Source organism: Pseudoalteromonas sp. NFXS53 (assembly GCF_056629255.1).
In genome coordinates, this window is the sequence record NZ_JBWVBR010000027.1 from 21,267 (window position 1) to 33,059 (window position 11,793).

Annotated in this window: 5 protein-coding genes and 3 tRNA genes; all 8 read right to left on the reverse strand. The window is 42.2% G+C overall.

The annotated features are described in order from the left end of the window. Window positions 1-18: 18 nt before the first annotated feature. The 8 genes from recD to AC1HJP_RS20075 all read right to left on the reverse strand — a co-directional run bounded on the left by recD (window position 19) and on the right by AC1HJP_RS20075 (window position 11,793). The gene (gene recD / locus AC1HJP_RS20040) at window positions 19-1,956 is read right to left on the reverse strand and encodes an exodeoxyribonuclease V subunit alpha (RefSeq protein ID WP_480363283.1); all 1,938 of its coding nucleotides are present in this window, start codon (window positions 1,954-1,956) and stop codon (window positions 19-21) included. Further along, window positions 1,956-5,525: an exodeoxyribonuclease V subunit beta gene (recB, locus tag AC1HJP_RS20045; protein ID WP_480363280.1), complete on the reverse strand. Its 3,570-nt coding sequence runs from the start codon at window positions 5,523-5,525 to the stop codon at window positions 1,956-1,958. The genes recD and recB overlap by 1 nt, the downstream gene beginning before the upstream one ends. Continuing rightward, window positions 5,512-8,796: an exodeoxyribonuclease V subunit gamma gene (gene recC / locus AC1HJP_RS20050; protein WP_480363281.1), complete on the reverse strand. Its 3,285-nt coding sequence runs from the start codon at window positions 8,794-8,796 to the stop codon at window positions 5,512-5,514. The genes recB and recC overlap by 14 nt, the downstream gene beginning before the upstream one ends. A 212-nt stretch (window positions 8,797-9,008) precedes the next feature. Next, entirely contained in the window at window positions 9,009-10,037 is a 1,029-nt protein-coding gene (locus AC1HJP_RS20055; protein ID WP_421962830.1) for a GGDEF domain-containing protein, read from the reverse strand. Between the two features lie 216 nt (window positions 10,038-10,253). Continuing rightward, window positions 10,254-10,343, reverse strand: a tRNA-Ser gene (locus AC1HJP_RS20060). A gap of 101 nt (window positions 10,344-10,444) precedes the next feature. Beyond that, window positions 10,445-11,488 carry a quinolinate synthase NadA gene (nadA, locus tag AC1HJP_RS20065; protein ID WP_480363282.1) on the reverse strand — a complete coding sequence of 348 codons (1,044 nt, stop codon included), beginning with the start codon at window positions 11,486-11,488 and terminating at the stop codon, window positions 10,445-10,447. Window positions 11,489-11,614: 126 nt separating this feature from the next. Next, a tRNA-Lys gene (locus AC1HJP_RS20070) sits at window positions 11,615-11,690 on the reverse strand. 27 nt (window positions 11,691-11,717) lie between these two features. Beyond that, a tRNA-Lys gene (locus AC1HJP_RS20075) sits at window positions 11,718-11,793 on the reverse strand.

Sequence of the window (11,793 nt, forward strand, 5' to 3'; positions counted from 1 at the left end):
AGGATTGGTATTAAAGGGCTAACTTGTCTGCAATCTTTGCCTTAAACCTGAGCAACGTTGCAACTGTCTAGACATGGAAAGAGTCAAAACAGACATCTGTGCCACCAGCTCAAACTTTTGTTTTGCTCGCGTGATCCCAGTGTAAACCAGCTGTCGGTTAATCCCTGAATGCGCCCTTTGCATTGGTGGTAACAACATTGCGGTATGCGCAAACTCAGAGCCCTGAGATTTGTGTATGGTCATAGCATACACTTTCTCATGCCTAGGTAATCTATTCGGATAGAAGTCCCGCACATGACCTTGCTCATCAACAAACACCGCTTTTAAACTCGCAGAAGTTGAATTATTCGACTGATAATTAACTAAAATCCCAATATCACCATTAAATAAATTAAGCTGATAGTCGTTTTGGGTGATCATAATTGGCAAACCTGCATATTGGCGCTGGGTTAAATCAATTAAACCACTTTGATGCAGTCTCTGCTCAATACGTTGATTCAGTGCGTTTACCCCGTAAGGACCTTCTTTCACTGCTGCAAGTAACTGGTACTGGCTAAAAGCATGATGCACTGCTTGCACATCCTCGGCATTCAAGATGGGTTTACCTTGAATTAGGCGTAAGTAGTTTTGGTAATGCCCTGCTGCTCTGTCGATTAACGCATGATAGGCATCATTACTGAAGTCATACAGTTCTAAATCTTCAAAGCCATGCTGAATTGTCTGCTGTAAATGCCTCTGATCGTTATTGTTCACCGCTTGTGCCAACTGACCAATACCACTTTGGGCATTAAACCTATGGCTCTGCTGTAAAAATGCGATGTTGTCGCAAAGCAAAAAGTGACTCGGCTTTTCGTGCAATTTTGTCGCACTATTAAAACAAATTTGATTAAGTGCGTTTACACAGTCTTGTGAGTAATGGGGCTGCTCACCCAACTTTAGATGTTCACATAAATCCCCGAGCACATTACCGGTATCGACTGAGGCCAATTGATCTTTGTCACCAAGTAAGACTAGACGAGCATGAGATGGCAACGCTTTAACTAATTTGCTTAACAAGGGTAAATCTATCATAGACGCTTCATCGACAATCAAAAGGTCTAAGTGCAGCGGGTTGTGCTCGTTATGCCTAAAGTGATGAGTATGTGGTACAACACCCAGTAAACGATGAATGGTTTGCGCTTGCTCTGGCAACAAATCAAACAGCTCGTCATCTATCATGCCGCTTTCGATTAACTTTTTCTTCGCGCCTATCATAGACTCTGTTAAGCGCGCAGCGGCTTTCCCCGTTGGCGCTACCAGCTTAATACTCAGTGGCGCACTGCGATACAGCGACTGTAAAATTGCCAGCAACTTAGTAACTGTAGTGGTTTTACCTGTACCCGGGCCCCCGGTGATCACACAAAAACGATTTAAAGCGGCCATCGCACACGCCACTTTTTGCCAATCAATGTCATCTTGCTCGTCAAACAAGTGATTGAGTAATTCAGTCAGTGTGTCTAGGTTCAAGGTCACTTTGTTGTTGTTCAACGCTTGGAATGCTTCAGCAAGAGTAGCTTCGTAATCAAAGTAACGGGCTAAATATAAGTTATTATTCAATAACCTCATTGGTTTATCGTCACCCACAGCCGCATGTGACGTTAACGCTTTTATCGCGGCTTGTTTGTCTTCAGACCAAGGCGCGGTTAACACATTTTCGCCTTGTAATTTTATAGGTAGAGCGAATGGGTTTTGCCAGTCAATCTGCTCTAACTCCAAGCAGCTGTGTTGCTGTCTTTGTGCTCTCAGCAACAACAAGATTAAATAAAAAGCATCATCAATTTTGGAACCATTGAGTAATTTCGCCAGCGCAATATCGCTGTGTAGCAGTTTTTCTTGCTCGATTAAAAGCGCAATAAAGCTTTGATGATCAAAAGGCGCTGTGAATGCGGGTTGAGCAAATAAATCGGTTTGTTCCATCATGCTGCTCCTTGTAAAAATAAGGCATCTAATTGTTCAAGTTCACTGAGTGATAACTGTTTAAAGAACACCCCTTCTCCGTCACCCATGGCGCGTAAGAAAACATAATAGACGCCACCTAAATGGTGCTCTGGCTGATAGCTAGGCAAGCGCGCTTTAAGTAAACGGTGTAATGCCACGGTATAAATCATATATTGCAGATGATATTGATGTGCGTTCATGGCTTGCACTAGGTTATCGCTGGCATAGTCGCTCGGTGTATCGCCCAAATAGTTCGATTTATAATCAAGAATATAATACTTGCCCTGATGCTCGAAGATTAAATCTATAAAGCCTTTAAGTAGCCCTTTGACATTATCAAATTTAAGGTTACTCGGATGCTGGGTGATGTTTGAGATAATATTATTCAGCGTCACTTGATCTAATGGCGCAAGAGGTAAATTAAACTCCATCTCCACTAAACGCTGCGAAGGCGTTATGTCTTTAAGCGCTAAATTACTATCTAGTTTACAGGTCAGACACGCTAACACCCAATGCTTAACTGGCGCTTGCCATTTATCTTCAAAACCGAATTTATCCAGTGTCTGTTTTACAGCTTCTTCTAGTGTCAGGTTCGGTGCTTGCGGCGTTTCTGGCTCGCTAAAATCAATTAATTCAAAAATTTCGTGTAAACAGCTACCCGCTTTGGCTCCTTTTGGAAAGGTGTAAGCATCCAGGGTTTCTTGGCTTTCTGCTAATGGTAGGTCAAGCAAGTGGTTTTCATCAATTGCCCCTAACGGTCTGTCATCATGATCTTGATGATAGGTTAACTGGCTAAAGCTGGTTGCTCGCCAGTCGCGCTCAATATTCGCTGACACCGCTTTTACAGCGCAATCAATCGTCTGCACTTGTTGAGTCGGTGTGTAACTTTCGTTTGGCAAAGCATTAATATCAAAATAGGCGACTTGTAAATTCGCATCACTTGTACAAAGTGCGTCAAGTCGAGCATGCCATTGCTCTGCAGAGGTCATTAGATCAGGTGCAAAAAGCACGTAGCCTAGGGCTGTACGAGTAATACCTGGCTTTTTGCTGCGCCCTTCGGCTAGGTTATACATGCCCACATCGCAGTGATGCACAGCGCGCGTCAATGCCACATACAACAGACGAATATCTTCAGCTAAACGCTCTTTTTCAGCCAGTTGCATGGCGTCATCGGATTTAGATAAGTCATATACCAGTGTGTCGTCTTTATGATAAATCGCTTCGCTCGCTTCACGATAGCCACTAGCAAACGGCAAATAAACAATTGGATATTCCAATCCTTTTGAAGCGTGCATGGTGATGATTTTAACTAGGTTCTCGTCACTTTCTAAACGCACTTGTGCGGTATCGCTTAACGACTCGGTGTATTGCTTTTCATACCAACGCAAAACCCGCTGTGTGCCTTCTAGTTCAATTTGCTTATGTTGTAAGAGCTCTGCAAGGTGACGATAATCCGTTAACCAACGCTCTACGTGATGGCCTTTTTGTTGCCAAAGCAAAGGTAGGTCATTCTCAACCAACAATTGCTCAAGCATCGCCATCACGCCCTTTTTGTACCACAAGGCTTTTAACTTAGAAAACTGTAACAAATACTCCTGCCAAGTTTTATGCGTGACATGATTTTGGGCTGCTTGAAGGTTGTCTGACTCGTTCTGCAATGCAAAAATTTGCTGGTAATTCAAACCAAATAAATCACTGGCCAAAACACCTCTTAGCAGAGCTTCGTCGTATGGACCATGCAGCACCATCAAAAATTGCATCAAGGCTTGGCTAACTGGCTGCTGGAAAACACTTTCTCGAGCAAGATACACACTGTCTATGCCTTTATTAGTTAAGGCACGCTTTATCAAAGCCGCTTCATTTCTATCTCGTACTAAAAAGCAAATATCTCCTGCCGCCACAGGTAATCCTGCGATTGTGGCTTCACCTTGTTGTGCTTGGTTCAAAAGCGTTGCGGTTTTACTGGCGTAAAGCTCAGCCAGCGCAGGATGCGCCACGCCTTTACTGGTGACCTCTGAGGCATCTTTTAAAACGCTAAAACACAATGATGCTGCAGGCTCATTGCTTAGCTCAAAGCCTTCACCAAGCTTTTTGCCATTTGCAGCCACGGCTTCAAACGGAATATCTTTATTATAGATAAAGCTATTTTCATTTTGTTTGAAAATACTGTTAACTGCATCGACCACGCCTTTTGCTGAGCGGAAGTTAGTCGCAAGAGTATATTGATGTGTTTCTTGCACCTGCTTTTTGGCATGGATATAGGTGAAAATATCTGCGCCCCTAAACCCATAAATCGCTTGTTTTGGGTCGCCTATCATGGTCAATGTAGTCGCTTCTCGCATGCCGTAAATCGATTGAAAAATACCATATTGAATGGGATCGGTATCTTGGAATTCATCGATCATCGCCATTGGGAAAAGCGTGGCAATTTTTTCTGCTAAAACCTCGCCTTGTTCAGCAGTGAGTGCAGCATGCAATTGAGTAAGCAAATCATCAGGCGTTAAAACACCCTGCTTACGTTTTTGTTTTTCGAGTAAGGTCGCAACTTGCTTCGCCGCCTGTTGTACTATGGCCAGCGGTAACCCTTCTTTTAACTTTTGGTGTAGTGCAAACATCTCAGAAAACGATTTAAGCAAGGGATGCGACATAGGCGCTTGCCCTTTCTTGTAATACTGACTGTCTGACAGCGTTTCTTCACTCCACAAGTTGAACGAGTGCTTCGCAGAGCCAAATTCAAAATACCAGTTATCAGATTGGCAGTAGTCAATCAAAGCCGCAATATTTGCTACTCGCCCAGGCGCTTTGTTTTTCGCAAGGCCCGAATTATCTAACGCAGTAAAGAAGTCGCTCGCTAGCAGCGCACTTTTAAATGTTTGTGCTTGTTGCTGGTATTGCGCTTTAGTGGCCAGTACATCATCTAAGTCATAACTCGGTGTAATGGTGATATTGCCCTTACTCAGCAGTTTACTTACTTTACTATTGAGAGATTGCGGGTTTGGCACATACTCTAAAATAGTCTGAGTGGTATCGGTATCGAGCGGGTAAATAAAACTGCGCCAATAGTCTTTTACTGCTTGGTCGATTAAATCTGCACTGTCGAGTACAAACGTTTGGTTAAAGCCCATGTTCGATTCAAAAGCATGCTGTTTCAGCATTTTCTGGCAGAAACCATGAATGGTGTAAATCGCGGCTTCATCCATCGACTTGGCCGCAGCATCGAGTAACGTAAAAGCCAGTTTTTTGTCTTTGACGTCTTTTAACACTCGCAGAATAAGGTCGTCTTTCGATTCTTTGCCGAGTAACACATCGCGCGCTTCTACAATGCGTTTTCTTACTCGGTCTCTGATCTCCGCCGTTGCCGCATCAGTGAAAGTTACCACTAAGATTTGCTCAACGTTTAATGGCGTGCTCTCTTGCTCAGGTACGGTCAAACCCAGTAAGCAACGTAAATATAAACCTGTAATGGTATAGGTTTTACCCGTCCCCGCACTGGCTTCAATTAGGTTTTGCCCAACCAAAGGCATAACTGTTGGATCAAGCATTTGCATATTTTTCTTCCTTCGCAAGGTCAATCAGTTCGCCAAATAACGATTTACTTAAGCTGATAAACTCAGCTTCAAAATCAAATAGATTTTTAAAATCGAGCGCCACGTAAGGGTTTTCGCTGTCGCCCATGCCGATATATTGGCCACCGTTAAATTTATTGGCCGCTTTATTGATGTCTTCAGTGAGCGCATATTCATAGCTAGATGCAACAAAGAAAGGTTGCGGACTGCTCATGAGTAAAACGTAAAAATTGACCCACTTCTGTAACTCAGCTTTGGCATCTTCTGCCTCTAACGGCGCAAAGATAACTTGCTCGTCTAAACCATAAACAGAAGTCGTGACCGATTGCCCCATACAATTCGCTGCGCAGTGGTAAATAAACGCTCTAACTTTGTCTTTGGCCTTAATACTTGCTGGGCGATAAAAGATTTGTTGCGATTCAAAGAGTTTATCGAGCCACCCTTGTAGTTTTATTGCACCGCAGTCGATATCAATTTCAACCGGCTCTGAAGGTGATGTGAGTGTTGTTTTTAAACGCTCAGCTAGGGGGGTGATCCTTTGCTGTAATTGACCAAGTTGCACTTTACCCACTTCGGCTTGTGGCAAGTCGCCTCGTTGTAAAAGTTGCTCGGGTGCTTTTTCTGTCTCATTCAGAGAATCTGTCAGTAATTCATCTAGATATTGATAACGAGACAAAGCATCAAGTGCAAATGGTTCATCGTCGTCAATTACTTCTTCAGCATTATATAAACGCACACCCACACGTTGCTGATAAAACGCTGCTTGCGGGTTTAAAACGGCTCGGATCAACTGATTAATATCTAGCTCATGATCCGCTGTATCAAGCGGATTTGGCAGGCCTTCGCTAAAGCTTGTGTTACTTTCATTGCTCTGCGGCTCTTTATTGACCTTTGAAATCAACCAAGTGGGGTTAAAGCTTTGCTTATCACTTTCAATATAATTAAGCGAAGAGAATGGCTGAAGTGTGGCCTGATTTAATAAATGCGTAGAAGGTTTACACGCTTTGCCTTCGATATAAAAACAACGGTCAATGTAGTCAATAAGTTCACTGACCAAAATTGACGGTACTTGCGGCTCGTTGTTGTAGCATGAACGTCCTACGTAACTGAGTAAGAGTTGTTTTCGCGCACTCAATAATGCTTCTAAAAATAGATACCTGTCATCGAGTTTACGTGAACGGTCACCTTTTTTACGCTGACTTTGCGATACTAGGTCAAAGCCTATTGGTTGCACACTTCGCGGATAGTCGCCGTCGTTCAAACCAAGTAGGCAAACGACTTTGAACGGCACAGCACGCATTGGCATTAGCGTACAAAAGTTAACAGCCCCCACAAGAAAACGTTGCCCTACCCCTTTCTGTGCAACCCCTTGCTTGACCCAATAACTGATAATTTCGGGGCTTACTGCTTCAAGCATGTCTTTATTGTCAAAGTGGGTCTGTAAAGTTTCAATCACTTTATTGAGTACTTGCAGATCCCAGCTTTGATCTGAATCTGGATGATAAAACGTTTTTATCAGTGATTTGAGCTGTTCGGCTTTGACATCAAGTGGGTTATGTTCACTCAAAATATTTTTGTGGCTAATTAAGTCATCAATAAAGTGGATCAGTTTACTGAGCGACTCAGTTGCCATGCCCTCAACTTGATCGCTTGGGAAAATGCCTTCAAATGCCAAAGACTCATCGCTCATAGCAATGCCAAGTAATAAACGATTTAAGCCCTGTTGCCAGGTATTAAGCTGCATTTTAGGTAGTTCATGCTCGGCTTTATGTTCTGCATTAATGCCCCAGCGTACCCCAACTTCTTCAAGCCAAAATCTGAACTGCTCAAATTCATCTTCACTACACTGGTATTGCTTTGCAATAGGCTCTACAGCGAATAAATCTAAGATATCTGATACGCCAAAGCGGCTGAAAGGTAAATCGACTAAAGACAAGAATGAATTAATCACGGGCTTTTCTTGATCAATGGCTAAATCTGCCAATGAGTAAGGTATATAACGCTCTGCTGTTGCGCCACCAAATACCGCCTCAATATAAGGGCTGTATTTCGCCACGTCCGGCATCATAACAATAAAGTCTTTCGGCGTAAGACTTGGATCTTCATGCATCAAAGCTAATATATGATCGTGTAAGCGTTCAATTTCACGAAGTGGCGTATGGCAGTCTTGAAACACAATAGAGTTATCATCTTCTTCGATGGATAATTGACCCTCTTTGTTTATAAACCACTGCGTGTCTTCGACTAGGGTTTCGCCTTTAAAGGATAAATCGAAAATTTCTTTTTGTACTTTGCCCAATAAGCTATCGCTAAAATCTTCGACAAAACCGTCTATCCATGAGGCATCAAGTTGCAGCAGCTGTTCGAAGTAATCACGGCCTAACTTACCCCATGCCGATAGAAGAGGATTACCGATTTGGAAATATTCCCCTGATTGTGCTTCGAGCTCTGGGTATTTTACAAATTTAGCGGCGATTTTAGCCTGTGTTTTTTCATCAACCACATCGCCCCAATAGTGTTCACTCGGATTGAACAAGAACAGCAACACATTGGTTTTCTGCGCTAGCGCTTGGAAAATCTCAAGCTGGCTACTTGGAATGGCTGACAAGCCAAATAAGCTTATTCTCTGGGGTAACTGCTCTGCAGAAGCTTCAGCTAAGGCTTCGAGTAACATGCCATGCATGTTGGCACGGTGGTAAGGACTTTGCCCTAAATCTTCAGTTAATGAAACAAGCTTTCGCCATAAATCGGGCTGCCAAGGTGCAATAGAAACATCCACATCCGGCAATTCATCTATACCCGACTCCCATGTGTCTAACCACTCAGGACGATACATTAAATATTGGTCGAATACGTCGGCAATTTTTTCACATAAAGCAAAACGCTTTTTACCAGCTTCATCATCTTCTAAATAGCGTTTTAAAGGCTCATATACAGGTAATGCGAGTTGCTCAGGCAACAAAGTCATCAGCTTCCAAGTTAAGTTCGCTTTATTAAAAGGCGACTCTTTTGGTACTTGTGGTAGAAAGGTTTGATACAGCTGCCAAATAAAGCTAGAAGGTAATGGAAAATCAAGTTGCGCTGCCAAACCTGAATGCTGGCTCACACCCAGTTTTAACCATTGCGACATACCCGGTGACTGAACAAGAATAATTTCTTTACTAAAAATACTGTCTAAAGGCGCGGTGTCTAATACTTTATGGAGTTGCGCTTGCAACGCCTCCATGCGGTTTGACTGAATGATATGTAACATGATGACAAGCCTCTGCGTTCCAATGCATGTTAATTACAGGACGTAAAAGTAACTGTTTGTAGTGTAATTTATTTAATAAAAACAATATATAGCCAATAAACTGTAAAGCAATATTGGTAATAAATTTATGAACAATTAGAGTAAGAAAGTGAGGCGGGTAGAAAGTAAAAAGCGCAGCGAAAGATTACTGCGCTCTGATTGCTTATGCAGAATTAGAAAAGGTCTATATCATTACTATCGTCATCTTGCTGAGTGATTAGTTGCTGCTCGATGAGTTCTTCATAAAAGCACAGTTTATCTCTGCCGTTTTCTTTCGCGTAGTAAAGGGCTTTGTCGGCTTGCTCTAGTACAGTAATTGGAAAATCATACGGACTTATACGCGACATGCCTATACTCACAGACATGGTTTTTACAAATGGGAAATGCGTACTTCTAACTAACTCCATAAACTTTTCAATTTTCGCTTTCATTGCTTCATAGCTACAAGGCTCAAAAACCAATACGAACTCTTCACCACCAAATCGGAAGATTAAATCGCTAGAACGAAAGTACTGACGCATTTTTTGTGCGAGTAATAGCAGAACTTCATCGCCGCAGACGTGACCGTAGCTGTCGTTGATTTTCTTAAAATGATCTATATCAACCATAGCTAACCATGATGTTGCCCCCATACCACGTTTACGATTGTCATTTGGGTAAGCTGATTTGTGGTGATCAATTAACTGTTTTTCTAGTAACTGCTTGAGCTTTTTCTCAAACGTTTGTCGGTTTAATAACCCGGTAAGTTTATCACGTTCATTTTCGTGCAAGATACTCAGGTAATTTTCAAATATTCGGCAAAATGCATTGAGTAAAACCTGATCTGAACTACTTAGGCCCTTACTCACAATTGCGATGGCGCCAATTGGCTTCTCTTGTAATGTTATAGGTAGCCAACGTCGCTCTGTACCATCTGCAGACTGAACTGTGATGATACAAGCAGATTGTAAGCACGAAACCAGTTCAGACGGCGGCTCTTTTACAACGTCACGGTCTTCCCATAAAAAGTCATCATGAGGCAATACTTTCAAGCATAAACTACGCTCAATAACTAATTGTCCCTGAACCTGAAGATCTTTGTAGATACCTACTTCTTCACATCCTATAAACTCTTGAATAGTAGAAATTAAACTATATTCAAGCGAATCTACATCACGTGTTTTAGTTATTTTTATAACGGAGTTCAGTAGCTCTTCTTGCATAATACGTCCAATCGGTTATCGACTAGTAGAAAACAACCTAAACTTTCAACTGGTTAGTGATAAGACACTGCAGTACATTTAAGTTAAATTAAACAGATGGTTGTTTATTCTAATAGAAAGCTGATCAGATAGGAATAAAGAATTTACAAGCTGTACCCAAAAAGGAAAGGAAACAATAACAAGAAAAGATTGATTGAAAAATCACTAGAGATGAAATGGCGGAGAGGGAGGGATTCGAACCCTCGATAGGGATTAGCCTATACACGAGTTCCAGTCGTGCGCCTTCAGCCACTCAGCCACCTCTCCACTGCGCCTAAGCGCGAAGCTATACTAAGTAAAGCACCACACTTAAGCAAGCTTTTTTACCTATATGCTAAGCTAACTGCTTAACATATCGGCAAATTTGATTACTTCTTCAAATTAGAAGAAAAATCTAACATACGATTTAGAGAGCGCAGCGCCCCTTCACGTAAGTCCATATCAACAAACACTTCTTTACCTTCAGGGCTCACAAGAGCTTCTTCGATTGCTTTAAGGCCGTTCATCGCCATCCAAGGACAGTGAGCACAGCTTTTACACGTTGCACCTTCACCGGCTGTTGGCGCCTCAAAGAATTCTTTCTCAGGGCATAGCTGTTGCATTTTGTAGAAAATACCGCGATCAGTTGCAACGATGAACTTTTGATTATCCATCTCTTGTGCTGCTTTAATTAGCTGGCTTGTTGAACCTACTGCATCAGCAAGATCAACGATTTCTGCTGGTGATTCAGGGTGAACTAACACAGCTGCATCTGGATGAAGCGCTTTCATATCTTTTAGCGCTTTCGTTTTAAACTCATCGTGAACGATACATGCGCCATTCCACATGATCATATCAGCACCCGTTTTCTTCTGAATGTAAGAACCTAGATGCTTATCAGGACCCCAAATGATTTTTTCACCTTCAGAGTCTAAGTGTTCAACAATTTCTAAAGCACAAGAAGACGTTACGATCCAATCTGCACGAGCTTTTACAGCCGTAGATGTATTCGCATAAACCACAACTTTTCGCTCAGGGTGTTGATCACAAAACTTTGAGAACTCATCAATTGGACAACCCACGTCAAGAGAGCAAGTTGCTGCAAGTGTTGGCATAACCACGGTTTTGTTCGGCGTTAAGATCTTAGCCGTTTCACCCATAAAGCGAACACCCGCTACGATGATAATGTCTTTATCTTCTTGATTTGCACCAAAACGTGCCATCTCTAAAGAATCTGCAACACAGCCGCCCGTTTCTTCAGCCAATGCTTGGATCTCAGGATCAGTATAATAATGCGCAACTAATACGGCATTTTTATCAATTAGAAGTTGTTTAATACGTGCTTTATATTCAGCTTTTTCGGCGTCGTTAAGTGGCGCCGGCTTTGGAGGAAAGATGTAATCCTCTGGCATGATTTGTTCTGCTAAACTCATTTCTCGACCATCAGTGCACATTGCAAAATTGAGGCGAATTATACGTAATTGCTGAGCAGAATCCTAGTCTGTGACGCGAATAGTAATGGATTATTAAAGTTTAATGAATTAAATAGATTAAGTGTATGGTGGGTCATGATGGACTTGAACCATCGACCAATGGATTAAAAGTCCACTGCTCTACCAACTGAGCTAATGACCCATACAGATAGGGATGAAAATTTTGAGATGGTGGGTCATGATGGACTTGAACCATCGACCAATGGATTAAAAGTCCACTGCTCTACCAACTGAGCTAATGACCC